General features: G+C 66.1%; 24 protein-coding genes and 2 tRNA genes. 14 read left to right on the plus strand and 12 right to left on the minus strand.

What is annotated here, in order from left to right:
• Nucleotides 1-64: 64 nt before the first annotated feature.
• Entirely contained in the window at nucleotides 65-712 is a 648-nt protein-coding gene (locus ACK6C6_RS02085; protein WP_409265632.1) for a TetR/AcrR family transcriptional regulator, read from the minus strand.
• A gap of 96 nt (nucleotides 713-808) precedes the next feature.
• Here ACK6C6_RS02085 and ACK6C6_RS02090 point away from each other — a divergent pair, with 96 nt between their 5' ends.
• The 7 genes from ACK6C6_RS02090 to ACK6C6_RS02120 all read left to right on the plus strand — a co-directional run bounded on the left by ACK6C6_RS02090 (nucleotide 809) and on the right by ACK6C6_RS02120 (nucleotide 7,145).
• Nucleotides 809-1,990, plus strand: coding sequence for a lipid-transfer protein (locus ACK6C6_RS02090; protein WP_409265633.1), 1,182 nt, complete (start codon nucleotides 809-811; stop codon nucleotides 1,988-1,990).
• Between the two features lie 10 nt (nucleotides 1,991-2,000).
• Entirely contained in the window at nucleotides 2,001-3,164 is a 1,164-nt protein-coding gene (locus ACK6C6_RS02095) for an acyl-CoA dehydrogenase family protein (protein ID WP_409265634.1), read from the plus strand.
• 11 nt (nucleotides 3,165-3,175) lie between these two features.
• On the plus strand, nucleotides 3,176-4,333 hold the full coding sequence (locus ACK6C6_RS02100; protein WP_409265635.1) for a CaiB/BaiF CoA transferase family protein: 1,158 nt from the start codon (nucleotides 3,176-3,178) through the stop codon (nucleotides 4,331-4,333).
• Nucleotides 4,334-4,366: 33 nt separating this feature from the next.
• A complete protein-coding gene (locus tag ACK6C6_RS02105) occupies nucleotides 4,367-5,632 on the plus strand; it encodes a DUF445 domain-containing protein (RefSeq protein WP_409267294.1) in 1,266 nt (421 codons plus the stop codon).
• A 24-nt stretch (nucleotides 5,633-5,656) separates the two neighbouring features.
• Entirely contained in the window at nucleotides 5,657-5,971 is a 315-nt protein-coding gene (locus ACK6C6_RS02110) for a putative signal transducing protein (protein WP_209587467.1), read from the plus strand.
• Nucleotides 5,972-6,066: 95 nt separating this feature from the next.
• Nucleotides 6,067-6,225, plus strand: coding sequence for a hypothetical protein (locus ACK6C6_RS02115; RefSeq protein WP_036215215.1), 159 nt, complete (start codon nucleotides 6,067-6,069; stop codon nucleotides 6,223-6,225).
• 113 nt (nucleotides 6,226-6,338) lie between these two features.
• Nucleotides 6,339-7,145: a hypothetical protein gene (locus tag ACK6C6_RS02120; RefSeq protein WP_209587468.1), complete on the plus strand. Its 807-nt coding sequence runs from the start codon at nucleotides 6,339-6,341 to the stop codon at nucleotides 7,143-7,145.
• A 45-nt stretch (nucleotides 7,146-7,190) separates the two neighbouring features.
• Here ACK6C6_RS02120 and ACK6C6_RS02125 read toward each other — a convergent pair.
• The 5 genes from ACK6C6_RS02125 to ACK6C6_RS02145 form a co-directional block, all read right to left on the minus strand.
• A tRNA-Met gene (locus tag ACK6C6_RS02125) sits at nucleotides 7,191-7,267 on the minus strand.
• 60 nt (nucleotides 7,268-7,327) lie between these two features.
• Nucleotides 7,328-7,404, minus strand: a tRNA-Met gene (locus tag ACK6C6_RS02130).
• Nucleotides 7,405-7,486: 82 nt separating this feature from the next.
• Nucleotides 7,487-8,437, minus strand: coding sequence for a tRNA (adenosine(37)-N6)-dimethylallyltransferase MiaA (gene miaA / locus ACK6C6_RS02135; protein WP_409265636.1), 951 nt, complete (start codon nucleotides 8,435-8,437; stop codon nucleotides 7,487-7,489).
• Between the two features lie 5 nt (nucleotides 8,438-8,442).
• A complete protein-coding gene (gene mutL / locus ACK6C6_RS02140) occupies nucleotides 8,443-10,347 on the minus strand; it encodes a DNA mismatch repair endonuclease MutL (RefSeq protein ID WP_409265638.1) in 1,905 nt (634 codons plus the stop codon).
• An 18-nt stretch (nucleotides 10,348-10,365) separates the two neighbouring features.
• Nucleotides 10,366-11,295: a peptidylprolyl isomerase gene (locus ACK6C6_RS02145; protein WP_409265640.1), complete on the minus strand. Its 930-nt coding sequence runs from the start codon at nucleotides 11,293-11,295 to the stop codon at nucleotides 10,366-10,368.
• Nucleotides 11,296-11,433: 138 nt separating this feature from the next.
• Here ACK6C6_RS02145 and ACK6C6_RS02150 point away from each other — a divergent pair, with 138 nt between their 5' ends.
• Nucleotides 11,434-12,078 (plus strand): VTT domain-containing protein, encoded by a 645-nt coding sequence (locus ACK6C6_RS02150; RefSeq protein ID WP_027866695.1) that lies wholly within the window; start codon nucleotides 11,434-11,436, stop codon nucleotides 12,076-12,078.
• Between the two features lie 119 nt (nucleotides 12,079-12,197).
• Complete coding sequence (locus ACK6C6_RS02155; RefSeq protein WP_409265641.1) at nucleotides 12,198-13,268, plus strand: carbonic anhydrase; 1,071 nt, start codon at nucleotides 12,198-12,200, stop codon at nucleotides 13,266-13,268.
• A gap of 134 nt (nucleotides 13,269-13,402) precedes the next feature.
• Here ACK6C6_RS02155 and ACK6C6_RS02160 read toward each other — a convergent pair whose 3' ends face one another.
• The 3 genes from ACK6C6_RS02160 to tsaE are packed head-to-tail and all read right to left on the minus strand — an operon-like array spanning nucleotide 13,403 to nucleotide 16,083.
• Nucleotides 13,403-14,197, minus strand: a complete 795-nt coding sequence (locus tag ACK6C6_RS02160; RefSeq protein WP_409265642.1) for a D-hexose-6-phosphate mutarotase — start codon at nucleotides 14,195-14,197, stop codon at nucleotides 13,403-13,405.
• 12 nt (nucleotides 14,198-14,209) lie between these two features.
• Nucleotides 14,210-15,634 carry an N-acetylmuramoyl-L-alanine amidase gene (locus ACK6C6_RS02165; protein WP_051996935.1) on the minus strand — a complete coding sequence of 475 codons (1,425 nt, stop codon included), beginning with the start codon at nucleotides 15,632-15,634 and terminating at the stop codon, nucleotides 14,210-14,212.
• Entirely contained in the window at nucleotides 15,595-16,083 is a 489-nt protein-coding gene (gene tsaE / locus ACK6C6_RS02170; RefSeq protein ID WP_409265643.1) for a tRNA (adenosine(37)-N6)-threonylcarbamoyltransferase complex ATPase subunit type 1 TsaE, read from the minus strand. Before tsaE ends, ACK6C6_RS02165 begins: the two co-directional genes overlap by 40 nt.
• Before the next feature lie 52 nt (nucleotides 16,084-16,135).
• Here tsaE and queG point away from each other — a divergent pair, with 52 nt between their 5' ends.
• Entirely contained in the window at nucleotides 16,136-17,251 is a 1,116-nt protein-coding gene (gene queG / locus ACK6C6_RS02175) for a tRNA epoxyqueuosine(34) reductase QueG (RefSeq protein ID WP_409265645.1), read from the plus strand.
• On the opposite strand, the gene ACK6C6_RS02180 is transcribed toward queG, so the two are convergent.
• The 3 genes from ACK6C6_RS02180 to ACK6C6_RS02190 all read right to left on the minus strand — a co-directional run bounded on the left by ACK6C6_RS02180 (nucleotide 17,228) and on the right by ACK6C6_RS02190 (nucleotide 20,434).
• A complete protein-coding gene (locus ACK6C6_RS02180; RefSeq protein WP_229446002.1) occupies nucleotides 17,228-17,554 on the minus strand; it encodes a DUF3052 family protein in 327 nt (108 codons plus the stop codon). The two genes, queG and ACK6C6_RS02180, sit on opposite strands and share 24 nt — an antisense overlap.
• A gap of 220 nt (nucleotides 17,555-17,774) precedes the next feature.
• Nucleotides 17,775-18,371, minus strand: coding sequence for a response regulator transcription factor (locus tag ACK6C6_RS02185; RefSeq protein WP_036215196.1), 597 nt, complete (start codon nucleotides 18,369-18,371; stop codon nucleotides 17,775-17,777).
• Between the two features lie 59 nt (nucleotides 18,372-18,430).
• Nucleotides 18,431-20,434 (minus strand): PAS domain S-box protein, encoded by a 2,004-nt coding sequence (locus ACK6C6_RS02190; RefSeq protein WP_409265647.1) that lies wholly within the window; start codon nucleotides 20,432-20,434, stop codon nucleotides 18,431-18,433.
• 112 nt (nucleotides 20,435-20,546) lie between these two features.
• Between ACK6C6_RS02190 and ACK6C6_RS02195 the strand changes: the two genes are divergently transcribed.
• The 4 genes from ACK6C6_RS02195 (at nucleotide 20,547) to ACK6C6_RS02210 (ending at nucleotide 23,589) form a co-directional block, all read left to right on the plus strand.
• On the plus strand, nucleotides 20,547-21,551 hold the full coding sequence (locus tag ACK6C6_RS02195) for a TRAP transporter substrate-binding protein (protein ID WP_409265649.1): 1,005 nt from the start codon (nucleotides 20,547-20,549) through the stop codon (nucleotides 21,549-21,551).
• Between the two features lie 380 nt (nucleotides 21,552-21,931).
• Complete coding sequence (locus tag ACK6C6_RS02200; protein WP_409265650.1) at nucleotides 21,932-22,456, plus strand: methylated-DNA--[protein]-cysteine S-methyltransferase; 525 nt, start codon at nucleotides 21,932-21,934, stop codon at nucleotides 22,454-22,456.
• The gene (gene xerD, locus ACK6C6_RS02205; protein ID WP_409265652.1) at nucleotides 22,429-23,334 is read left to right on the plus strand and encodes a site-specific tyrosine recombinase XerD; all 906 of its coding nucleotides are present in this window, start codon (nucleotides 22,429-22,431) and stop codon (nucleotides 23,332-23,334) included. The genes ACK6C6_RS02200 and xerD overlap by 28 nt, the downstream gene beginning before the upstream one ends.
• An 84-nt stretch (nucleotides 23,335-23,418) precedes the next feature.
• A complete protein-coding gene (locus ACK6C6_RS02210) occupies nucleotides 23,419-23,589 on the plus strand; it encodes a hypothetical protein (protein WP_292038322.1) in 171 nt (56 codons plus the stop codon).
• Nucleotides 23,590-23,866 lie beyond the last annotated feature (277 nt).

The raw sequence follows: 23,866 nt of genomic DNA on the forward strand, positions 1-23,866 counted from the left end.
ATACGCGACGGAGGGTCGCTCATCGGTATTTTTTAAGGCCGAGTTTGCGCCAGTTGGCAGCAAATCACGGCACGCTTGCAAGCGATAGCAGCACTTTGTGCAGGGATGCGCGCACCGCGGCGTACTGCTCCGGACGCCCCACGCGGTCCAGCCGGAACAGCATCAGCCCCTGGATCTGGGCCACGACCAGCACCGCGCGTTCCATGTACTGCTCCTCGGTGATGGCCGGGTTCAGACCCTGGATCAGGCCATACACCGCCTTGCGCTCGCGCCCTATCATCTTGCCCATCAGGCTGGACGCGAAGGGATGGCGCGAAGCCAGCGCCCAGATCTCGAAGAAGATCGCATGCATGGTGGGCTCGGTGATCTCGTCGAGGAACATGTCGACCGTGGTGAGGAAGCGCTCCACCTGCGGCCGGCCGGCCATCGCCACCGCGATCCGGTCCATCTTGGCCTGGAACTCGTCCATCGTGGTCAGGAGCAGGGCTTCGAGCAGCTGCTCCTTGCTGCCGTAGTAATGCTGGAGGTTCGACAGGCTCATGCCGGCGTCCTGGGCCACGCGCCGCATCGTCAGTCCGGCATAGCCCTCGGCGGCCAGCAGGCGGCGCGCCACCAGCAGGATCTCGACCGCGCGCCCGAAGCCCTTTTCGGTCGTGGTGGAGGCCTTGTTGCGCAAGGCGTTATCGATCGAATCGTCGGAAATGGGAGGCATCGCACGATTATCGCAGAGGCATACCGTTAATGGTACGACTGACCTATAATTGATCAACAGTAGGTCGCTCGACCTAATCAAGAATATGGAGATGGGATGAGGAAGGTATACGTGAGCGGAGTTGGAATGATCCCCTTCGCCAAGCCGGGTGCGAGCAGCCCCTACCACGAGATGGGCGCGCAGGCTGCGCGCGCCGCGCTGGAGGATGCCGGCGTCGTGTACGACCAGGTGGAGCAGGCCTATGCGGGCTACGTCTATGGCGACTCGACCAGTGGCCAGAAGGCCCTGTACGCGGTCGGCATGAGCGGCATCCCCATCGTCAACGTCAACAACAACTGCTCGACCGGCTCGACCGCGCTGTTCCTCGGACGCCAGGCGATCGCCAGCGGCGCCGCCGAGTGCGTGCTGGTGCTCGGCTTCGAGCAGATGAGCCCCGGCGCCCTCGGCTCGGTCTTCACCGACCGCCCGACGCCTTTCGACGCCTTCGACGAGGTCACCGACCGCCTGGTCGGCAAGCCGGAAATCCCGCTGGCGCTGCGCTACTTCGGCGGCGCGGGCCTGGCGCACATGGACAAGTACGGCACTCCTCTGGAAGCCTTCGCCCGCATCCGCGCCAAGGCCAGCCGCCACGCCGTGAACAATCCGCTGGCGCTGCTGCGCAAGGAAGTCACCGCCCAGGACGTGCTGGACGCCCCCGCGATCTGGCCGGGCGTGATGACGCGCCTGATGGCCTGCCCGCCGACCTGCGGCGCCGCGGCGGCGCTGCTGGTGTCGGGCGAGTTCGCGCTGCGCCACGGCCTGCGCCACGATGTCCACATCGCCGCGCAGGCCATGACCACCGACCGCCCCAACACCTTCGCGGTCGGCGACATGATGCGCCTGGTCGGCTACGACATGAGCCGCGCCGCCGCGCAAAACGTCTACGAGCAGTCCGGCCTGGGTCCGGAAGACCTCGATGTGGTAGAGCTGCACGACTGCTTCGCGCACAACGAACTGATCACCTACGAAGCCCTGGGCCTGTGCCCGGAAGGCGGCGCCGACAAGTTCATCCGCGAGGGCGACAACACCTATGGCGGGCGGGTCGTCACCAACCCCTCCGGCGGCCTGCTCTCGAAAGGACACCCGCTGGGCGCGACCGGCCTGGCCCAGTGCTACGAGCTGACCCACCAGCTGCGCGGCAGCGCACAGGCGCGCCAGGTCGAGGGCGCGCGCGTGGCGCTGCAGCACAACCTGGGCCTGGGCGGCGCCTGCGTCGTCACCATGTACCGCAACGGCTGAGGGGACGCGCATGGAGATCACGTCCCCCTGGATGAACGAGGAACTGCACGCGTTTCGCGATGCCGTGCGCCGCTTCGTGCTAGGTGAGATCACGCCGCACCAGCAGAAATGGCGGGAGCAGCAGCACGTCGACCGCGAGCTGTGGCGCAAGGCCGGCGAGATGGGCCTGCTGCTGGCCGACATCCCGGAAGAATACGGCGGCGCCGGCGGCAGCTTCGCCCACATGGCGGTGGTGTTCGAAGAGCTGTCCTATGGCGGCGATACGGCCTTCGGCATCCACGTCCACGCCATCGTCGCGCACTACCTGCTGAACCAGGGCACGGAGGAGCAGAAACGGACATACCTGCCGCGCCTGGCCAGCGGCGAGATGATCGCGGCGATCGCCATGAGCGAGCCGGGCGCCGGCTCGGACCTGAAAGGCATCCGGACCACGGCCGTGCGCGGCCCCGATGGCTACCGCGTGAGCGGCTCCAAGACCTTCATCTCGAACGGCTACATGGCCGACCTGATCCTGGTGGTGGCCAAGACCGATCCGGCAGCCGGCGCCAAGGGCGTCTCGCTCCTGCTGCTGGAAACGAAGGACAACCCGGGGGAAGGCCGCCACAAAGCGGGCTTCCGGGTCGGCCGCATCCTGGAGAAGGTGGGGCAGAAAGGCCAGGACACCTGCGAGCTGTTCTTCGACGAGGCCCACGTCCCCTTGGCGAACGTGCTGGGAGGCGAGGAGGGCAGGGGCTTCGCCCAGCTCATGACCGAGCTGCCCTACGAGCGCACCATCCTCGGGGTGTGCGGCGTGGCCGCCATCGAGCGCGCCCTGCAGCTCACGGTCGAGCACACGCGCGAGCGCAAGGCCTTCGGCCAGGCCCTGATCGAGATGCAGAACACCCGCTTCGTGCTGGCCGAGGTCAAGACCGAGGCGACCGTCGCGCGCATCTTCATCGACCGCTGCATCGAGGACATGCTGGCCGGGCGCATGGACACCGTGCGCGCTTCGATGGCGAAATACTGGATCTCGGACCTGCAGTGCAAGGTGGTGGACCAGTGCCTGCAGCTGTTCGGCGGCTACGGCTACATGCTGGAATACCCGATCGCCCAGATGTACGTGGACGCCAGGGTCCAGCGCATCTATGGCGGCGCCAACGAGATCATGAAGGAAATCATCGCCCGTTCGCTCTGAGGAGGCTGAAAATGGCAGGACCATTGGCAGGAGTACGGGTGGTCGAGATGGTCGGCATCGGCCCCTGCCCGTTCGCCGCGATGATGCTGGCGGACATGGGTGCGGAGGTGATCCGCATCGACAGGAAGGCCGGGGCCAGTCCCGGCGCGGACACGCCCTACCCGGTGCTGGGCACGCGCCACGACGTGATGGCGCGCGGGCGCCGCTCGCTCGCGCTCGACCTGAAGAATGCGGCCGGGCGCTGCGCGGCGATGAAGCTGATCGAACGGGCCGACGTGCTGCTGGAAGGCTTCCGGCCGGGTGTGATGGAGCGCCTCGGGCTGGGCCCGGACAACTGCCTGGAGCGCAACCCGAAGCTGGTGTATGGCCGGGTCACCGGCTGGGGCCAGTCCGGGCCGCTGGCGCAGGCGGCGGGGCACGACATCAATTACGTCGCCCTGTCCGGCATGCTGTACTCGACCGGGCGGGCCGACAGCCCGCCGCCGCCGCCGCTGAACCTGGTGGGCGACTTCGGCGGGGGCGGCATGATGCTGGCCTTCGGCGTCGTCTGCGCGGTGCTGGAGGCGCGCAAGTCGGGGCAGGGCCAGGTGGTGGATGCCGCCATGACCGACGGCGCGGCGCTGCTCGGCGCCATGATGTACGGCCTGCGCAGCGCAGGCAGCTGGAGCGGCCAGCGCGAAGGCAACCTGCTCGACGGCGGCGCCCCGTTCTACGACACCTATGCCTGCGCCGACGGCAAGTTCATTTCGATCGGCGCCATCGAGCCGCAGTTCTTCGCCACCCTGTTGAAACTCACCGGCCAGGTCGATCCGCTGTTCACCAGGCGCTGGAACAAGGCGCACTGGCCCGAGCTGCGGGAGCGTTTCGCGGCGCTGTTCCTCACGAAGACGCGCGACGAATGGTGTCGCCTGCTGGAGGGCACCGAGGTGTGCTTCGCGCCCGTGCTCGACCTGATCGAGGCGCCGCGCCACCCGCACAACGCAGCACGCCGCACGTTTGTCGAGATCGATGGCGTTACCCAGCCGGCGCCGGCGCCGCGCTTCAGCCGCACGGCAACCGCCACCCCGGGCGCACCGAGCAGCCCGGGGGCGGACAGCGAGGCGATCCTGGCCGACTGGGGTTTTACTCGACAGGCAATCGAAGCGCTGAGGAACGGCGAAGTCATATAGCATGCATGGGGTGGACGCATGACCCCGGAGCCTATGACGAAAGAAGCCGAACTGCGGCGATCCAAAATGCTCGCGCTCGCATTTTTTGCAGGCGCGGCCTTGCTGTTCGTGCTGACCCTATTCCTGCCCCAGAACTGGTGGACCGGCCTGCTGCGCGCCTTTTCCGAAGCCGCCATGGTCGGCGCGCTGGCCGACTGGTTCGCGGTGGTGGCCCTGTTCAAACGCGTGCCGATCCCGATCGTCTCGCGCCACACCGAGATCATCCCGAAGAACAAGGAGCGCATCGCCGATAACCTGGGGCGCTTCGTGCACGAGAAATTCCTCGACACCGAATCGATCGTCAGGCTGATCCAGCGCCACGACCCGGTGCAGAAGGTGGCCGACTGGCTGGTCAAGCCCGCCAATACCGAGCTGCTGGGCCAGCACCTGGTACGCGTGGGCATCTGGCTGCTCGACTTCATCGAGGACAGCGCGGTGCAGGGCTTCATCCGGCGCGCGGTGCACGCCATGGTGAACAGCGTCGACCTGTCGAAGTCGGCCGGCACCATCCTCGAGAGCCTGACGCGCGACGGGCGCCACCAGGAACTGCTCAACGAAGGCATCACCCAGCTGGCGCGCCTGCTCGACAACGCCGACACCCAGGCCACGATCTCGCAGGGCATCGTCGACTGGCTCAAGGAAGACTATGCCTTCATCGAAAGCATGCTGCCGTCCGAGCTGATCGGACGCAAGGGCGCCGGCCTGGCCGTGCGGCTCGCCTCTGGCATCCTGAACAAGGTCGCAGCCGACCCACATCATCCTTTGCGCGAGCGTTTCGACAGGTTTACCCAGGAGTTCATCGAGCGCCTGAAGGCCGACCCGTCCTTCGCCGGCAAGGCGGACGAGATCAAGGCCTACCTGCTGGGCGACGAGACGCTCAACGGCTACCTCGCCACCCTGTGGGGCGACTTGAAGGGCTGGGTCAAGCAGGACCTGCAGAGCGAGGATTCGAGCCTGCGCCGGCGCCTGGTGGCGACCGGCGCCTGGGTCGGCAAGGTGCTGGCCGAAGACCCGCAGCTGCGCGCCTCCCTGAGCGACAACCTGGAATCGGCCGCGCGCGGCGTCGCCCCCGAGTTCGCGGGCTTCCTGACGCGCCACATCGCCGATACGGTGAAACAGTGGGACGATCGCGAGATGTCCGAGCAAATCGAACTCAACATCGGCAAGGACTTGCAGTACATTCGCATCAACGGCACCATCGTCGGTGGCCTGATCGGCGTCACCCTGTACCTGCTGTCACAGGCGCCGGCGCTGTTTTGACCGAACGGTAAAAGAGAGGGGCGCATGGAACAACTCGCACTGAACGCCTGGCTGGCCGCCAACCCGGAGGTCGTCCAGATTCCCGGCCGCGACCTGTTCATCATCGCCAGGTACCTGGTACCGATGGAAGCGACGCTGGCCCAGGGCTGCCTGGTCGCGGCCGGCATCCCGGCCGTGCTGGCGGACGCCCACCTGATGCAGACCGATCTGCTGCTGGCGCCAGCGCTGGGCGGGGTGCGCATCCTGGTGCCCTCGGACTACCTGCAGCAGGCCGGCGCCGTATTGGCGGGCCTGGCGCGCGGCGACTATGCGCTGGACGAGTCCTTTACTGCTGAGTAGAAGCTTCTTTTGCGTGAGATACCGAACGTTACAAGGGCGGGCAGGAGCGTAGCCTGAGGGGTGTGGACCATCCCACCATGGAAAGGAGAATCATCATGCCTCAAGGTGATAAATCGTCCTACACGGACAAGCAGAAACGCCAGGTCAAGCACATCGAGGAAGGCTACGAGAAGAAGGGCGTAGGCAAGAAGGAAGCCGAGCGGCGCGCCTGGGCCACCGAGAACAAGATTTCGGGTGGCGGCAAGAAGCACTGACCATCATGCGATGACCGGAGGCCAGCCATGCGCTGGCCTTTTCATTTTTTACGCATGGAAAGCACCAGGAAATATGCCTATGATCATTCCAATTAACATAACAAGGATGGATCATGAGACTTTCCCGCCCCGGGTACCTGGCTTTCACCATCATGCTGCTGATCGTGCTGGTCTGGCTGACTGCCTACCCCATCGCGAAACACTTGCCCCAAGGGACCTTTCAGGATCCGCTTGAAAAGGTGTACAACGGCCTGAACGTATTGTTCACTGCATTGGCCTTTGGCGGCGTGGTGGTCACACTGCTGTTCCAGGCCGAGGAATCGCGCATTGCGCGGCGCGAAGAGGTGGAGCGCTCGATCTTCGAGCTGTTTCAGACGTTTACGAGCCTCGATTTCCAGCACGTGAAGGACAGTTCGTTCCGCTGCCTCCTGGCGGCGGTCAAGAGCCGGGACTATGCGGAGTTTCTGGCCAGCCGCCTTTTCGTGGTCGAGCAGCTTGCGCTCCCTGGCAGCAGCTTGCCCATTTTGCGCGAACTGGACGAGGCCAAGCGCGACAAAGCCGATGAGGATATCGTCCACGCGGACCGGGCGGATCGCCTCATGCTCGACAACATGCTGAATTTTTTCGCGATGCTGGCCCAGCGCGAATCGTCGGCCACCGTGATCAAGCATTGCGACTTCGCCTACGACTGGTGGCGCCCCGTTCTATGGCTGCTAGGGCAGCTGCAGCGTGAACGCTATCTCGCCTCGTCCGCGATCCAGACCTACTGCAAGAACCAGCTCGTCGTCGTCACGCTGGAGGCCCTGGACAAGGTGTATGGGCATGCGCCGCTCAAGACGCGAGAAGAGGTATGGGCCTATGTCACCGGCCATCCGAAGATGGTGGCGTTCGGCCTCGATGGTCGATTCGCGCTACGCTGAAAAACAAAAGCCCACGTTCTCGGGAAAGAACGCGGGCTGCCGTCGTGGTGGTGATAGGTGGACTTGAACCACCGACCCCAGCATTATGAGTGCTGTGCTCTAACCAGCTGAGCTATATCACCGAAAGCGGGTAAAACAAAATGGCCCGACTGCGCGAGTCAGGCCATCCGTTTGGAATTCTGTGGTGGTGATAGGTGGACTTGAACCACCGACCCCAGCATTATGAGTGCTGTGCTCTAACCAGCTGAGCTATATCACCGCAACGGCAGGCATTATCGATGCCGGCGCGCCGCCTGTCAAGGCTGGACGCCGATCTGCGACGCAAAAATCTCGCGCCAATGTCATTTTTTCAACTGACTCAGCTTGTGCATCAGCTCGCCTGTCGGGTCGTTACCTAAGCAGTCTATCACGATCCGCTCCGGCATCGCGCGCAGCCAGGTGATCTGGCGCTTGGCCAGCTGGCGCGTGGCGATGATGCCCAGTTCGCGCAGCTCCGCACGGTCGATCTTGCCGTCGAGGTAGTCCCAGGTCTGGCGGTAGCCGACGCAGCGGATCGACGGTAGGGCAGGCGTCAGGTCGCCGCGCGCACGCAGGCGCGCCACTTCCGCCACCAGCCCTTCGTCGTCGCGCTCGCCCAGCATGGCGTCGAAGCGCTGGGCGATGCGCTGGTGCAGCACGGCGCGGTCCGACGGCTCCAGCGCGAACGAGATCAATTCAAACGGCAGCTCGGGCTTCTCGCGCTTGCCCAGCAGTTCGGACATCGGCTTGCCGGTCAGGGCGATGATCTCCAGCGCGCGGTTGATGCGCTGCGCGTCGTTGGGCTTCAGGCGCTCGGCGGTCACCGGGTCGAGCGTGCGCAGCCTGGCATGCATGCCGGGCCAGCCGATGCTGGCCGCTTCCGCGTCGAGCTGGGCGCGCAGCGCAGGATCGGCGGTCGGCAGCTCGTCCAGGCTGTCGGTCAGGCCTTTAAAGTACATCATGGTGCCGCCCACCAGCAGGGGCAGGGCGCCGCGCGCGCTGATCTCGCCCACCAGGCGGATCGCGTCCTCGCGGAACTGCATCACCGAATAGGCTTCCAGCGGGTCGATGATGTCGATCAGGTGGTGCGGCACCGCCGCCAGCTCCTCGGGGCTAGGCTTGGCGGTGCCGATGTCCATGCCGCGGTAGACCAGGGCCGAGTCGACCGAGATGATCTCGACGGGACGGGTCCTGGCGATCGCCAGCGCGGCCGCGGTCTTGCCGGACGCGGTCGGGCCCATGATGGCCACGGCCATCGGTTTCTTGTTGCTCATATCGATTACTGGCCGCGCAGGAAGAGTTTGTCGAGTGCCGAGATTTCGAGCTGGACCCAGGTCGGGCGGCCGTGGTTGCACTGGTCGGAGCGCTCGGTGATTTCCATCTGGCGCAGCAGCGCGTTCATCTCTTGGATCGAGAGGATGCGGTTGGCGCGCACCGCCGTGTGGCAGGCGAGGGTGCCGAGCAGTTCGTTGCGGCGCTCGATCAGCACGCGCGAGCCGCCGAATTCGCGCACGTCGCGCAGCACGTCGCGCGCCAGCGTCTGGGCGTCGGCGTTCTTCAAGAGGGTCGGCACGGTGCGCACCGCCAACGTGGTGGGCGATAGCGCGGCGATGTCGAAGCCGAGCGTCTTCAGGGTCTCGCCGTGGTCCTGGGCGGTCGCCACCTCGATGGCGTCGGCGTAGAAGGTCACCGGGATCAGGAGCTGCTGCACCTGCAGTTCTTCGCCCTCGGCGCGCGCGTCCAGCGCATTCTTGATCTGCTCGTACAGGATGCGTTCATGGGCCGCGTGCATGTCGACCAGCACCAGGCCCTTGGTGTTCTGGGCCAGGATGTAGATGCCGTGCAGCTGGGCCAGGGCGAAGCCGAGCGGGAAATCCTCGTTCGACAGCGGGCGCTCGGAGCTTGATATCGGCACGCCGACCGGCGCCTCGGCCTTGGCCGCTCCGCCCGTGGCGAACAGGGCGCCATAGGCTTCGGTACGCTGCGCCACGCCGCCGCTCGACGGCTGCGGGCGCGGATCGTCCCAGCGGCTGCCCGGCGCGAAGGGCGAGGGCGAGAAAGTCGGCGCCAGCTGCGCACCGAAGGAGGTCTGCTCGTGCGGGCGCGGCGCCCACACCGGGGTGCCGGTAGGTTTGACTTCGGCGGCGGAAATCGGCGCCGGCGCGCTGCCGTGGGCGGTGGCCGAGGTCTGGGCCAGGGTGCGCTGCACCGCGTGGAACACGAACTGGTGCACCGCGCGGCTGTCGCGGAAGCGCACTTCGATCTTCGACGGGTGGACGTTGACGTCGACCAGGGCCGGGTCGAGGTCGAGCGACAGCACGTAGCAGGGGAAGCGGTCGCCGTGCAGCACGTCCTGGTAGGCCGCGCGCACCGCGTGCACCAGCAGCTTGTCGCGCACGAAACGCCCGTTCACGTAGAAGAACTGGCCGTCGGCGCGCGCTTTCGACGCGGTCGGCAGGCCGACGTAGCCGTGCAGGCGCAGCGGACCGGCGGATTCGTCCAGCGCCAGGCGCGCCTCGGCGAAGTCGTTGCCGAGGATCTGGCCGCTGCGCTTGGCCGCTTCGCTCACGTTCCAGTGGTCGATGGTGCGGCCGTTGTGCGTCAGGCTGAACGAGACGTCCGGACGCGACAGCGCGATGCGGCGCACGACCTCGGCGCAGTGGCCGTATTCGGTCTGCTCGGACTTCAGGAACTTGCGGCGCGCCGGGGTGTTGAAGTACAGGTCCTGCACGTCGATGGTGGTGCCGAAGGCGCCGGAAGATGGGGCCACCGTGCCCTCGTGCGAGCCGACGATTTCGTAGGCGTGGGCGGCGTTCGGCGTGCGCGAGGTGATGCGCAACGCGGCCACCGAGGCGATCGAGGCCAGCGCCTCGCCGCGGAAGCCCAGCGTGCCGACGTGCTCGAGGTCGTGCAGCGAGGCGATTTTCGAGGTGGCGTGGCGCGCCAGGGCCAGCGGCAGCTGGTCCGGCTCGATGCCGCGCCCGTTGTCGGTGATGGCGATGCGCTTGACGCCGCCTTCTTCCAGGCGCACGGTGATCTGGGTCGCGCCCGCGTCGAGGGCGTTTTCCAGCAGCTCCTTGACCACGGCAGATGGCCGCTCGACCACTTCGCCGGCGGCGATCTGGGAGATAAGCTGGTCAGGGAGTTGCTGGATCGGGCGATGGGTGGGAGCGGGCGCGTTCATCGCCAAATTATATCCCGCCTACTTCTGCTCCCGCACCGGAATCGGCGCGTTGCACAGGTCGATCTTGCCGGCCGCGACCTTGGTCCACGGGCCGCCGCGGTTGCGCTGCGCCTCGACCACGGCCTGGTAGGTGGCGCTGTCGGTGCGCATCACCTCCAGCTTGCTGCGCTCGGCTTCCGGCACGTCGGCCGCCATGGCTACCCGCTTGAGCGGCATGCGCTGCTCGGGCTTCTCGTAGAAGCCGGCAGCCCCGGTGCCGCGCGGCTGGCTGGAGAGCAGCGGCATGCCGTGCACGACCCGGCCCACCACGGTGATGTTGCGGTCGAGGTGGCGCGGCGCGTGGCCGGTGACGACGTACAGCTGCGAGCCGTTGCCGGTATCGGAACCGGTGTCGCGCGCCACGCCGATCATCGCGGGGCAGTGCACCAGCCAGGTCTGGCCGCTGCCTGGGTCGCGCGCGGCCGGGAAGCCGTTCACGTGGCCGACCTGCGGGGCATAGACGTCGCCGTCCTTCAGCCGGGTGAAGCTGCCGGCCGACTTGATCGGCGCGGTGAACTCGGCCTTGATGGTCTTGGCAGCCTTGAACGGCTTCGGGTTCTCCTCGTCCGGGTCGCCCCACTGCACCACGAAGCCGTCCTGCGAGCGGATGATGAACAGGTCGTCGAAGTACTTTTCGCGCACCAGGGCGCGGATGTTGGCGGCGGTATTCGGTGCGAAGCTCGGAGCCAGTTCGATGACCACGCGGCCGGTCGGCAGGTCCATGTACAGCGTGTTTTCCGGGTCCAGCGCGCGCCAGTCGGCCGGCTTGGAGGCCTTGACCACGTCGGCCAGCGAGGGTTTTGGCGGCAGTTCCTTTTCTGGCTTGGCAGGGGCGGCGGCGGCGCTGCCGGCGGCCAGCAGGGCCAGGGCGGCGAGGGCCAGGCGTGATGCCTTGAACGAAGCGGTCATGCAGTCTCCAGGTGTGTTATCGATTGCTTATCCCGGCGATTGTGCGGGAATGTGGTCGGAAGGTAAAGCCGTCCGGATGGTCTCGCATGCCGGGATGGTAACTGGTGGTATGATGCGCGGCTAACCTCTAGGAAGATGATGGATCTGATGCAGTTATTCGACATGCTCCTGCATGTCGACAGGACGCTGGGCGCGCTCCTGGCCCAGTACGGAACCTATGTTTACATCGTGCTGTTCGCGATCGTGTTTTGCGAAACCGGACTGGTCCTGTTCTTCTTCCTCCCCGGCGACACCCTGCTGTTCATCGCGGGCGCCTTCTGCGCCACCGGCCAGATGAACTTCGCGCTCCTGATGACGCTCCTGATCGTGGCCGCGGTGACCGGCAATACCGTGAACTACTACGTCGGGCGGGCCATCGGCCAGCGCGTGTTTACGCACAACTACCGCTGGATCAACAAGGATGCGCTGCGCCGCACCCACGATTTCTTCGAGAAGCATGGCGGCAAGACCATCATCGTGGCGCGCTTCGTGCCGGTGGTGCGCAGCTTCGCGCCCCTGGTGGCCGGCGTCTCCGAGATGACGCTGGCCCGCTTCCAGCTGTTCAACGTGACCGGGGCGGTGCTGTGGGTGGGCAGCCTGGTCACTGCCGGCTACCTGTTCGGCAATGTCCCGGTGGTCAAGGAGCACCTGACCGAAATCGTGCTGGTCGGCATCTCGGCGGCGATGGTGCCGCTGGCGATCGGCGGCCTGTATAAATTCGGCCGCAACATGCTGAGCCGGTAAGGTCGACGCCTTGCCATCCTGACAGCGCCCCGATTTTTCGGGGCGTTCTTGTTCCAGCGCACTCAAGTTTGCCGTGCTTATTGCCGATAAGCATGAGGACAGACACTCCCTGGATTCTCATGCGCCACCTCATCGCCCTGTTGGCTTGCAGCCTTGTCATGGCTTCCGCAAGCGCGAGCGACCCCGCTCCCAAGCCCACCGATGGCAAGACGGCCACCGTCAAGGCCATCCTCGAAGGCAAGCCCGTGCCAAGCTCGGTCAAGCCGGACATGAAGGCCCTGGCCGCCGCCGCCGACGCCCGCAGCGCCGCGGCAGCCCGCCCGGCGCCGGCACCAGCCGCCGACGAAGAACAGTCGGAAGTCGACCTCTCGGTGCGCATCGCCGAGCGCCTGGCCCAGCTGCGCGAGCAGCAGGCGGCCCGCGCCGCCGCGGCCGCCAGGGCGAGAAAAGCGGCCGAGGCCAAGCGCCGCAAGGAAGCCGAAGCCGCGATCGCCGCCGCCAACAAGCCGAAGAACGGCACCCACTGGAGCTACGAAGGCGAGTACGGTCCGGCCAACTGGTCGAACATCAACTCGAACTGGGCCCAGTGCAATACCGGCAAGCGCCAGTCGCCGATCGACCTGCGCGACGGCATCAAGGTCGACCTCGAGCAGATCGCTTTCGACTACCGTCCGAGCTCGTTCAGCGAGATCGACAACGGCCACACCATCCAGGTGACGGTCGGCGGCGGCAACTTCCTCACGGTCGGCAACATGGCCTACGAGCTGCAGCAGTTCCACTTCCACCGCCCGTCGGAAGAGCGCATCAACGGCAAGGGCACCGAGATGGTGATCCACCTGGTGCACCGCAGCTACGAAGGCAAGCTGCTGGTGCTGGCCGTGCTGCTCGAGCGCGGCAAGGCCAATTCCCTGATCCAGACGGTGTGGAACAACCTGCCGCTGGAAAAGCACCAGACCGTGTCGCCCTCGATCCTGATCGACCCGAGCGAGGCGCTGCCGGAAAAGCGCGAGTACTTCACCTATATGGGCTCGCTCACCGAACCGCCGTGCACCGAGGACGTGCTGTGGATCGTGATGAAGCAGACCATGCAGGCCTCGCCGGCGCAGATGGCGCTGTTCTCGCGCCTGTATCCGCTCAATGCGCGGCCGATCCAGCAGAGCAATGGCAGGATGATCAAGGAGTCGAACTAAAAAAAGCCGGGCACTGCCCGGCTTACATGAGGGTCAGGTCTGACATTTGGACACGAACTCGAGCATTGCGTGATTGTATTGCTCAGTCCGTGTCCGAAAGTCAGACCTGACCCCCAGACCTGGGCTTCATCGTTTCAGCTGACGCGGTAGGTTCCGGTCCAGGACTGCCCCGCATCCAGCGTCACCGGATCGAGCACGGCCGGCTCGATGCACACGAAGCGCTTGTACTCGCCGTTCTCCATGTCGGGCAGCGCCGCCGCATCCACCGCGCCCGGGTTCCACACCACCGCATCGGTAAAGCCGCTCTGTTCCAGCACCAGCGTTCCCGCGCTGGTGGCCAGCTGGGCGCGCCCCGCCACGTGCGGATAGACCTCGTCGAGCTTGTCGATGATCGAGATCTCGTCCGAGGAGATGCCCTCGATGCGCACCTCGCACACGTCCGGCACCAGGTGGTAGGTATGCAGCGCCGCCGCGAAGGGGAAGGGCGCGGCGCCCAGGTTGCGCACGGTGAGCGTCATGTCCAGTTGGTTGGCGCGCAGCGCCACGCGCAGGCACAGGGCGAAGGTGTGCGGCCAGGCGTCGGCCAGGGTGGTCGGCAGGTCGCCCGCCGCCAGGTCGAAGCTGGCCCAGGCTGCATCATCTTCCAGGCCGCTGTCTTCCAGGCGCCAGTTGCTCACGCGGGCAAAGCCGTGGCGCATGCCCTTGCCGCGTTCGGCAAATTGCGGAAAGATCACCGGCACGCCGCCGCGGATCGCCTTGCTGCCGTCGAGCACCGATTTCTCGCTCATGAACATGCGTTCCCGGCCGTCCGCGCCCTTCCAGGAAACCAGGTGGGCGCCGTACAGGGTGATGGTGGCTTCGGCGCCGTCCGGCGCCTGGATCCGGATCGCGGGCAGCTGCCCGTAGGTGGTATGGGTGGCGAGGGTCATGGTCGAAAAGGGTCAGGTCTGGCGGCTCTTGGCCATTGGCGGGTTGTCGGCGAAATAGCGCTTGATGCCATTGGTGATGGCCTCGGCCAGCTGGTTCTGGTAGCCTTCGTCGCGCAGCTTGGCTTCTTCCTGCGGGTTCGAGATGAATGCAGTTTCCACCAGAATCGACGGGATGTCAGGCGCTTTCAGCACTGCGAAGCCGGCCTGTTCGACCGAGGCCTTGTGCAGGCGGTTGATGCCGCCGATTTCGCTCAGGACGGCCTTGCCGAGCTTGAGGCTGTCGTTGATCTGTGCCGTGGTCGACAGGTCGAACAGCACGCTCGCGATCTGCTTGTCCTGCACCGCGAAGTTGGCGCCGCCGACCAGGTCGGCCTTGTTCTGGTCGTTTGCCAGCCAGCGCGCCGCGCTCGAGCTGGCGCCCTTTTCGGACAGCACGAACACCGAGGAGCCGCGCGCGGTCGGCGAGATCCAGGCGTCCGCGTGGATCGACACGAACAGGTCGGCCTGCACCTTGCGCGCCTTCTGCACGCGCTGGCCGAGCGGCACGAAGTAGTCGCCGTCGCGGGTGAGCATGACGCGGGTATTCGGCAGCTGCTCGAGCTTGGCCTTGAGGCGCTTGGCCACGGCCAGCACGATGTCCTTCTCGCGGCTGCCGTTGGCGCCGATCGCTCCGGGGTCTTCGCCGCCGTGGCCCGGGTCGAGCGCGATGGTGACCATGCGCACCACCTTCGGCGGCGCAGCCTTGGCGCCGGCCTTCGACGGCGTCGGCTGTACCGGCTGCGGCGGCGGGGTGCCGTCCAGGGCCGACATCTCGGATTCCAGCTTGGCGATGGCTTCCGGAGCGGCGCCGGTCTGGGCCGGCGGCGTGGCCGGCAGGGGCGAGGCCGGATTGGCGCTGCCGGCAGCCGCCGAGGTCGGCGCCTCGCTGAACCAGTCGCCCTTTTCGATCAGCGCGGCGATCGGATCGACCGGCTTGGTCGGATAGAGGTCGAAGATCAGACGGTGCTGGTAGCCGGCCACCGGCGCCAGCGTAAACACCTCCGGCTTGATCTCTTCCTTCAGGTCGAACACCAGGCGCACCACGTTCGGACGGTTCTGGCCGACCCTTACCTGCTTGATGTAGGGGTCGTTCGATTCGATCTTGGCGACCAGGCTCTTCAGGGTGCTGTTCAGGCCCAGCCCGTCGATGTCCACCACCATGCGCGGCGGGTCGGACAGGAGGAAGTGCTCGGTCTTGAGGTTGCTGTCGTTTTCCAGCGTCACGCGCGTGTAGTCGGGCGCGGGCCAGACACGGACGGCCAGGATCTGCGCGGCGCTGGCCGGCAGCGGGGCGATCACGGAAAGCAGCAGCGTGCCGCCGGCCTTGAGCAGGGTGCGGCGGCGCGGCGAACCAGGAATCAGGGAGTCGGCGGAGGGTAGGCGAGGCGGTCGAGACATAGCAGGCCTGGTTGAGTCAACGGCTGCAATTCTACCTCACGGCCGAGACCGCTGACGTCAAGCAAGATTCGAACGTCGGGTGAGGGCAACACCGGCTCGCCTTTTTCGGGCCATTCGACGATGCAGATATTCCTGCCGTCGAAGTCTTCGCGGAAGCCCGCGTCCAGGAATTCCTCGGGACTCGACATCCGGTACAGGTCGTAGTGGATGATGTTGATATCCTGGCCATCGACCTGCACGCGGTAGGGCTCGGACAGCGTGTAGGTCGGGCTCTTGACCGTGCCCTTGTGCCCGGCCGCCTGGATCAGGGCGCGGGTGAGCGCCGTCTTGCCTGCGCCGAGGTCGCCGTGCAGGTAGATCACCAGGCCGGGCTGGAGCGCGCGCGCCAGCGCCGCACCCAATGCGGCGGTCGCGGATTCGTCGGGCAAGTAGGCTTTGAAAGGCTGCATCGAATAAAATAGCGTGTTAAGCGACCGCTGTCGCCATGTTGTTCATCCCGCCATGCTGACATCCCCACCCGACCTGTACGAGCTCGCACGCACCATCAAGACATGGGGCGCGGAACTCGGTTTTGCCGACGTGCGCATCGCGGACGTCGACCTGGCGCATGCGGAAGCCGGCTTGCAGGCCTGGCTCGACGCCGGCTGCCATGGCGAGATGGATTATATGGCAAGCCACGGCATGAAGCGTGCGCGGCCAAGCGAGCTGGTGCCGGGAACGGTGCGCGCCATCGTCGCGCGCATGGATTACCTGCCGATGTCGCGCGGAGAAGACTGGCGTCGTGAGGAACACGCACGCCAGCTGGAACCCGGCGCCGCCGTGGTCTCGGTGTATGCGCGCGGCCGCGACTACCACAAGGTGCTGCGCAACCGCCTGCAGGCCCTGGCCGAGAAGGTCAAGGCGGCCGTCGGTGAGCTGGGCTACCGCGTATTCACCGATTCGGCGCCGGTGATGGAACTGCCGCTTGCGGAAAAAGCCGGCCTGGGCTGGCGCGGCAAGCACACGCTGCTGCTGTCGCGCGCGGCCGGCTCCACCTTCTTCATCGGCGAAATCCTGGTCGACCTGCCGCTGCCCGTCGATCCGCCCACCGGCGCCCACTGCGGCGGCTGCCAGGCCTGCATCGAGGTCTGCCCGACCCAGGCCATCCTGGGCCCCGGCCGGCTGGACGCGCGGCGCTGCATTTCCTACCTGACCATCGAGCTCAAGGGCGCCATCCCGGAAGACTTGCGCCCCCTGATCGGCAACCGCATCTACGGCTGCGACGACTGCCAGCTGGCCTGCCCGTGGAACAAGTTCGCGCAGCGCGCCTCGCTACCCGACTTCGACGAGAGAAATGGCCTGGGCGACGCCGGCATGGTCGACCTGTTCGGGTGGGAAGAGGAGGAATTCAACCGCCGGATGGAAGGCAGTCCGATCCGGCGTATCGGCCACGAGCGCTGGCTGCGCAACCTGGCGGTGGGGCTGGGCAATGCCGCCGCCAGCGCGGCCGGCAAGGGCGATGCGGCGATCGTGGCGGCCTTGCGGGCACGCGCCTGCCATCCTTCAAGCCTGGTGCGCGAGCATGTCCTCTGGGCGCTCGCACGGCATGGCGCTTTACTCGATGCGCTTGAGGCGTAGGCCGGACCAGTCGCCGTCGATCGAGATCATCGCCACCGCGGTGATGCCGTTTTCCTTGGCATAGGCATTGATCGAATCGCGATTGATGTCGGTGGCCTTGGAGGCGGTCTGCTTGAGGTAGGCGATCCACAAGGAACCCTTTTCGCCCAGGCGTTCCTTGGCGATCGGCAGGTACTGCTCGAGCTCCTTGCGGTTGAGCGCAAACATCAGGATCACGTCGAAGGGACCGTCGCCTTCCTTGACGAGCTGCTGAGGCATCTGCGCCGCCACGCCGGGATTGGCTTGTCCGTTAAGGATCAGCATCGATTTCGCCGTCCTCAGGAACATCTTGTCTGCAACTGTTTTTTCGTTCATGAGAATTCCTAAATGCAATAGCTCCGCGATCGCCACAGAATGCAGCGGCCGTGTCGCGTTCCGGTTCATTTTACAAGGCTTCCTTCAAACCGCAGGGACGCTTGCCGCGCGAAAAAGAAGGAGAACGAAGAGCAATTGAGGGCGTTTCAGGAAGTTCCAAGGTGGCGTTTTACTTCAGCAAGCCGGCCAGCTCGACCGCGGTCTTGACCTGCATCTTGTCGAAGATGTGGGCCCGGTGCACCTCCACCGTGCGCATGCTGATCCCGAGCTTGTCGGCCACCACCTTGTTCATCATGCCGGCCAGGATCAGGTCCAGCACTTCGCGCTCGCGCGCCGACAGGGTCGCCAGGCGCGCCTGCACCGCGGCGGCATCGAGCGCCTTGCGCGAGGCGACCAGCGCCTCCTCGACGCGGTCCATCAGCACGTTGTCGTTGAAGGGTTTTTCGAAGAAATCGAAGGCGCCGCGCTTGAGCGAGTCGACCGCCATCGGCACGTCGCCGTGGCCGGTCAGGAAGATCACGGGCAAGCGCGCGCTCAGGCCATTTTTTACCAACTGGTCAAAAACGGCGATGCCGTTCATGCCGGGCATGCGCACGTCCAGCAGCACGCAGTCGCCCTGCGCGCCGTCGGCGCCGGGGACGGACGCGCCGACGGCGGCGAGGAATGCTTCGCCGCTGGCGTAGCCGCGCGCCTCCAGGCCGCGCGATTGCGCCAGCCAGGCGAGCGCGTCGCGGATGACGTCTTCATCGTCGACGATGTGCAGCATGTGGTGGGTCTCCGTCCTCGGTATTCTTGATCATCTGCGGCAAGGGCCGCACCCGGATTTTAGCCCAGCGCCCCGCTCGCCGCTTGCGCCGGCAGCGAGAACGTGAAGATGGTGCCGCCGCCCGGGTTTGGCGCATGGGTCAGCGTGCCGCCGTGGAACTCGATCGCGGTGCGGCAGATCGACAGGCCCATGCCCATCCCTTCCGCCTTGGTCGAGTAGAAGGGCGAGAACAGCCCGGCCGCCACTTCCGGCGCGATGCCGTGGCCACGGTCGATCACCGACACCGACACCATGCCGTCGGCGTGGGCAGCGCCGATGCGCAGCACGCGCTGGTCGAGCCGGGTGTCGACCATCGCCTCGATCGCGTTGCGGGTGAGGTTGAGCAGCACCTGTTCCAGCATCACGCGGTCGGCTTCCACCTTCGGCAATTGCGGCGGCAGCTCGACGCGCAGGACGACGCCGGCCTGGCGCGCCTGCAGCTCGATCAGGGCGCGCACACCCTCGACCACGCCGGGGATGGTGACCGGCTCGCGGCGCGGCTCGCGCTTTTTCACGAACTCGTGCACGCTGCGGATGATCTGGCCGGCGCGCTGCGCCTGCTGGCGCGCCTGCTCCAGCGCATGCCGCAGCATGCCGGCATTCACCGGTTCGCCCGCCTTGCCGGTGCGCTCCAGCACGTTGAGGGCGCCGGCCGTGTAGCTGGAAATCGCCGCCAGCGGCTGGTTCAGCTCGTGCGCCAGCATCGAGGACATCTCGCCCATGGTAGCCAGGCGCGCGCTGTTTTCCAGCTTTTCCTGCTGCTGGCGGTTGAGTTCTTCGGCGCGCTTGCGGTCGGTAATGTCCTGGATCGAACTCATCCAGCCGGTCTGGCGGCCGTCGGCATCCACCAGCGGCGCCTCGTAGACCAGCACCGGCACGCGCACGCCGTCCGGGCGCTGGAACACGGTTTCGAACTGGGGCGTGATGTTGCCCGACAGGACGCCGGCGAAGCGCTCCTCATACTCGGCCATGACTTCCGGCGCCCAGTAGGGCATGGGCGGCTTCTTGCCGACCAGGTCTTCGGCCGGCAGGCCGACGATCTCGCAGAAGGCCCGGTTCACATAGGTGACGCGTCCTTCCAGGTCGCGCGCGCGCAGACCGGTGATCAGGGAGTTTTCCATTGCGGTGCGGAAGGCCATCTGCTGGCGCAGGGCCCGCTCCGCCGCCAGCGTGCGCGAGATGTGGCGCCACAGCGAGCCCAGGCTCAGCACCAGGCCCAGGGCCAGCACGATGACCGATCCGACCAGCAGGTTCGGCAGCAGCTGGGGCGCGCGCTTGACGCTGTCGGTGGACAGCACCACCAGCGCGCCCGGCAGGTCGAGCTCGCGCCGGTGCGTATATACCCCCCGTCCCGGGCCGCCGGCGGCGCGCCGCGCCACCGGGTCGTCCTCGCGGTCGAGCAGGGTCAGGGCGTTGTCCTGCGCGAACCACCAGGGCACCGTTTCGTCGAGCAGGGTCTGCAAGCTATAGGTGGCGACCAGGCTGCCGGCCGGCTTGCCGCCGGCGTACAGCGGCAGGTAGAAGTCGAGCACGCCCGGCGTGGCGTCGCTGGCGCCGTAGGGTTCGCTGTAGCGGCCGCGCCTGGTCGCGCCGGCCACCTCGGCCGCCAGCCGGGTCGGCGCGGGCAGGACGGCAGGCGGTTCCAGGCCGTGGCTGGCCATCACCTTGCCATCGGCGTCATACCAGACGATGCGCACCAGTTCGGGGCCGTTCTCGAACATCTGGCGAAAGCGCGCCTGCAGCGCCTGCGGGGTGATCTGTTGCTGCGGCGGCCGCGACACCAGGTCGGCGCCCAGCCCCGCCAGCGCTTCCTCGCTGCGCGCCAGCTCGAAGCGCAGGGTCTGCTCGACCCAGAGCGTGTCCGCGATCAGCTGTTCCTGGCGTTCGGTCTGCTCCATCTGGCGCGCCTGCCAAGGCAGCCAGATCAGCACCGCCAGGAACAGCAGCACCAGCAGGACCGGCACCAGCCAGCGCCAGGAGCGCGCACGCTGCGCGTCCGGCTGCTGGGTGAAGGGAAATTTCATTAATGCTCCGTACTTCGTTACACTGTCGGGCTATTGTGGAAGTCCACGATGGCGCGCCGCAAGCCTGCCGCGCAGACTGGTCCCACCCATCATATTCCCGTTCCCGACCAGGATGAACCGTACCGCCGCCCCGCAGATCCGATTCCTCGCCGCCGCACTGCTCGCCGTCACGGGCAATGCCGCCTGGGCGCAGGCGCCGATCATCATCAAGTTCAGCCACGTGGTCGCGCCGGACACGCCGAAAGGGCGCGCCGCCGAGCGCTTCAAGGTCCTGGCCGAGCAGATGACCAACGGCCGGGTGAAGGTGCAAGTCTACCCGAACAGCCAGCTCTACAAGGACCGCGAGGAGCTCGAAGCCCTGCAGCTGGGCGCGGTGCAGATGCTGGCGCCCTCGCTGGCCAAGTTCTCGCCGCTGGGCGTGAAGGAATTCGAAGCCTTCGACCTGCCGTATATCTTCCCGTCCAAGCAGGCGCTGTATGCGGTGACGGAGGGGCGCATCGGGCGCGGCCTGCTGCGTAAACTCGAGTCGAAGGGCATCACCGGCCTGGCCTACTGGGACAATGGTTTCAAGGTGATGTCGGCCAACAAGCCGCTGCTGGCGCCATCCGATTTCCGCGGCCTGCGCATGCGCATCCAGGCCTCCAAGGTGCTGGATGTCCAGATGCGTTCGCTGGGCGCCCAGCCGCTGGCGCTGGCGTTTTCGGAAACCACGCCGGCCCTGCGCGACGGCGTGGTGGAAGGCACCGAGAACACGCCTTCGAACATGTACACCCAGCGCATGCACGAGTCGCAGAAGCACCTGACGGTGTCGAACCACGGCTACCTGGGTTACGCCGTCATCGTCAACAAGAAGTTCTGGGACGGCCTGCCGGGCGGGATCCGCAAGACGCTGGAAAAGGCGATGACGGAAGCCACCGCCTACGAGAAGACCATTGCCCAGCGTACCAACGACGCGGCCCTGGAATCGATCCGGCGCGCCGGCACCACCACCATCCATACGCTCAGCTCGCAGCAGCAGGCCGAATGGCGGCGCGCCATGCAGCCGGTGTACACCCAGATGGAAGCGCGCATCGGCAAGGATGTGGTGCAGGCGATCCAGCGCGAGGTCGCCAAATAAGGCTGGACCAGAGCGTCTTATGACAGCTGCATGACAGGCCTTGCGAACGCTCATGCGTTTTCTTCATATCTAAAAATAATTTTTGGTAATGTGGCCAAAAAGATACGTTTGCACGAAAAGCTTGCGTTATGATGGGGCCTCTTCGCACCCACATGGTGCGTACGCGAACAGAACACACACGGTTTTGGGGAGCATAGAGAAAATCACGGTAATCCATACCGGAGAACAATCGAGGAGACACACGTTTTACAGAAGCCGTTAGCACTGCTAAACGGCCGGGGACGTGACCCGAATTGGAGCGCACCTCAGGGTGCGCTTTTTTTTCGCCGGAAGTCTGGCTGGGGGTGGCCGGGCGCCATCCCAGCGGTTAAGATGCTGGAATGAAGACCGACCAGGCAAGCACCTTGTTCAACGCCATCGTCCCGGCGCCGTTCGGCGCCATCGGGATCCGCACCACTGACGGACGTGTCCGCGAACTGGTCTATCTGCAGCCTTCGTTCCAGGAAAAAGCCGCCGATAATCAGGTGGCCGATGCCGCCGCCGTCCAGGTGGCGCACTACCTGCAAGACCCCGACTTCCGCTTCGACCTGCCGCTGTTCGAGGCCGGCACCGAGTTCCAGCGCCGCGTCTGGTCCGAAATCTCTGCAATCCCGCGCGGCAGCGTCAAGACCTATGGCCAGCTGGCCAAGACGATCGGCTCGGCCCCGCGCGCGGTCGGCCAGGCCTGTGGCGCCAACTGGTTTCCGCTCATCGTTCCCTGCCACCGCGTCACCGCATCCGGCGGCCTGGGGGGCTTTTCGAACCAGGACGACGAGAACGGCTTCCACCTGTCCGTCAAGCGCTGGCTGCTGCGCCACGAAGGCGCCACCGCATCCCCATGGCAGCAGCAATCGATCTGGGACTGATCGACGAGTTCTGCGACACCCTCTGGCTGGAACAGGGGCTGGCCAAAAATTCGCTCGACGCCTACCGCCGCGACCTCAAGCTGTTTGCCGGCTGGCTGGAAGCCAAGCGGCCGCAGCGCGCCAGCCTGCTTGCCGTGCAGCCCGAGGACATCGCCGCCTATTTCGCCGAACGCCACGCCGACACGCGCCCCAGTTCGGCGAACCGGCGTTTGTCGGTATTGAAACGCTTCTACGGGCTGGCGCTGCGCCGCAACCAGATCCCGATCGACCCCTGCCTGAAGATGGCCTCGGCCAAGCAGCCGACCCGCTTCGTCCACACCTTGAGCGAAAGCCAGGTCGAGGCGCTGCTCGCGGCGCCGGACGTGTCCACGCCGCTGGGCCTGCGCGAACGCACCATGCTCGAGCTGATGTATGCGAGCGGGCTGCGGGTGTCGGAACTGGTGGACCTGAAACTGGTCGAAGTCAGCTTGAATGACGGCGTGCTGCGCATCACCGGCAAGGGCAGCAAGACCCGCCTGGTGCCTTTCGGCCAGGAGGCGCGCAGCTGGCTGGAGCGCTACTTGCGGGATGCGCGCGGCATCATCCTGAACGGGCAGGTCGACGACGCCTTGTTCGTCACCGGCCGCGGCGGGGCGATGACGCGCCAGATGTTCTGGATCCTGATCAAGAAGCATGCGCAAAAGGCCGGCATTGGGGGACCGCTGTCGCCGCACACCCTGCGCCACGCCTTCGCCACCCATTTGTTGAACCATGGCGCCGACTTGCGTGTGGTGCAGCTGCTGCTGGGCCACGCCGACATTTCGACCACACAGATCTATACGCATGTTGCGCGCGAGCGCCTCAAGCACCTGCATGCCCAGCACCACCCGCGGGGTTAATTCAAGCCGCCGCGCAAGCGGTGGGCCATAATGGGCCTGCAGCACCGATCATCACCCTTCACATCCACTGCTAACGAGGTGAACATGGCACGGACGAATTTCCAGTACGAAAAGCGACAGCGCGAACTCGAAAAGAAGCGCAAGGCAGAAGAGAAGGCCAAGCGCAAGCAGGACGCCAAGCGCGAGGCGGAGGAAGGCAGCGCCGGCCAGCCGCAGGCGGAGCAGGGCGAAGCGGCCCCGCAGGACGCCGCCTGAAGGCAGGTCCGCGGGGCCGGCATGGAATGCTTCGCGCTCGGGCTCCGTCCTGGCGAAGAGGGTGGAGCTCCTTGCGCATGATGCCAATATAGCCAGGCGCTTCCAGCGCATCCAGCCGGATGCGACGGGCGGTTGAAACGCGGGTCTGGAATGCCGCCGGGGCGCGACGAAATGCAGGCGAAGCCTGCTTTTGCGTGTTCGCAAACGCCGGGGTGGCAGGGCGGGGAAGAATGACGGGATTGTCATGGCACGCATGACTGTTTCCGTTAGAAAAGGA

This window comes from Massilia sp. BHUDP2 (genome assembly GCF_046236355.1).
In the GTDB taxonomy this organism is placed as follows: domain Bacteria; phylum Pseudomonadota; class Gammaproteobacteria; order Burkholderiales; family Burkholderiaceae_D; genus Telluria; species Telluria varians.

Coding starts and splice junctions, on each gene's coding strand:
- ACK6C6_RS02085 (WP_409265632.1), bottom strand. CDS start 712: ATGCCTCCCATTTCCGACGATTCGATCGATAACGCCTTGCGCAACAAG.
- ACK6C6_RS02090 (WP_409265633.1), top strand. CDS start 809: ATGAGGAAGGTATACGTGAGCGGAGTTGGAATGATCCCCTTCGCCAAG.
- ACK6C6_RS02095 (WP_409265634.1), top strand. CDS start 2,001: ATGGAGATCACGTCCCCCTGGATGAACGAGGAACTGCACGCGTTTCGC.
- ACK6C6_RS02100 (WP_409265635.1), top strand. CDS start 3,176: ATGGCAGGACCATTGGCAGGAGTACGGGTGGTCGAGATGGTCGGCATC.
- ACK6C6_RS02105 (WP_409267294.1), top strand. CDS start 4,367: ATGACGAAAGAAGCCGAACTGCGGCGATCCAAAATGCTCGCGCTCGCA.
- ACK6C6_RS02110 (WP_209587467.1), top strand. CDS start 5,657: ATGGAACAACTCGCACTGAACGCCTGGCTGGCCGCCAACCCGGAGGTC.
- ACK6C6_RS02115 (WP_036215215.1), top strand. CDS start 6,067: ATGCCTCAAGGTGATAAATCGTCCTACACGGACAAGCAGAAACGCCAG.
- ACK6C6_RS02120 (WP_209587468.1), top strand. CDS start 6,339: ATGAGACTTTCCCGCCCCGGGTACCTGGCTTTCACCATCATGCTGCTG.
- miaA (WP_409265636.1), bottom strand. CDS start 8,437: ATGAGCAACAAGAAACCGATGGCCGTGGCCATCATGGGCCCGACCGCG.
- mutL (WP_409265638.1), bottom strand. CDS start 10,347: ATGAACGCGCCCGCTCCCACCCATCGCCCGATCCAGCAACTCCCTGAC.
- ACK6C6_RS02145 (WP_409265640.1), bottom strand. CDS start 11,295: ATGACCGCTTCGTTCAAGGCATCACGCCTGGCCCTCGCCGCCCTGGCC.
- ACK6C6_RS02150 (WP_027866695.1), top strand. CDS start 11,434: ATGGATCTGATGCAGTTATTCGACATGCTCCTGCATGTCGACAGGACG.
- ACK6C6_RS02155 (WP_409265641.1), top strand. CDS start 12,198: ATGCGCCACCTCATCGCCCTGTTGGCTTGCAGCCTTGTCATGGCTTCC.
- ACK6C6_RS02160 (WP_409265642.1), bottom strand. CDS start 14,197: ATGACCCTCGCCACCCATACCACCTACGGGCAGCTGCCCGCGATCCGG.
- ACK6C6_RS02165 (WP_051996935.1), bottom strand. CDS start 15,634: ATGTCTCGACCGCCTCGCCTACCCTCCGCCGACTCCCTGATTCCTGGT.
- tsaE (WP_409265643.1), bottom strand. CDS start 16,083: ATGCAGCCTTTCAAAGCCTACTTGCCCGACGAATCCGCGACCGCCGCA.
- queG (WP_409265645.1), top strand. CDS start 16,136: ATGCTGACATCCCCACCCGACCTGTACGAGCTCGCACGCACCATCAAG.
- ACK6C6_RS02180 (WP_229446002.1), bottom strand. CDS start 17,554: ATGCTGATCCTTAACGGACAAGCCAATCCCGGCGTGGCGGCGCAGATG.
- ACK6C6_RS02185 (WP_036215196.1), bottom strand. CDS start 18,371: ATGCTGCACATCGTCGACGATGAAGACGTCATCCGCGACGCGCTCGCC.
- ACK6C6_RS02190 (WP_409265647.1), bottom strand. CDS start 20,434: ATGAAATTTCCCTTCACCCAGCAGCCGGACGCGCAGCGTGCGCGCTCC.
- ACK6C6_RS02195 (WP_409265649.1), top strand. CDS start 20,547: ATGAACCGTACCGCCGCCCCGCAGATCCGATTCCTCGCCGCCGCACTG.
- ACK6C6_RS02200 (WP_409265650.1), top strand. CDS start 21,932: ATGAAGACCGACCAGGCAAGCACCTTGTTCAACGCCATCGTCCCGGCG.
- xerD (WP_409265652.1), top strand. CDS start 22,429: ATGGCAGCAGCAATCGATCTGGGACTGATCGACGAGTTCTGCGACACC.
- ACK6C6_RS02210 (WP_292038322.1), top strand. CDS start 23,419: ATGGCACGGACGAATTTCCAGTACGAAAAGCGACAGCGCGAACTCGAA.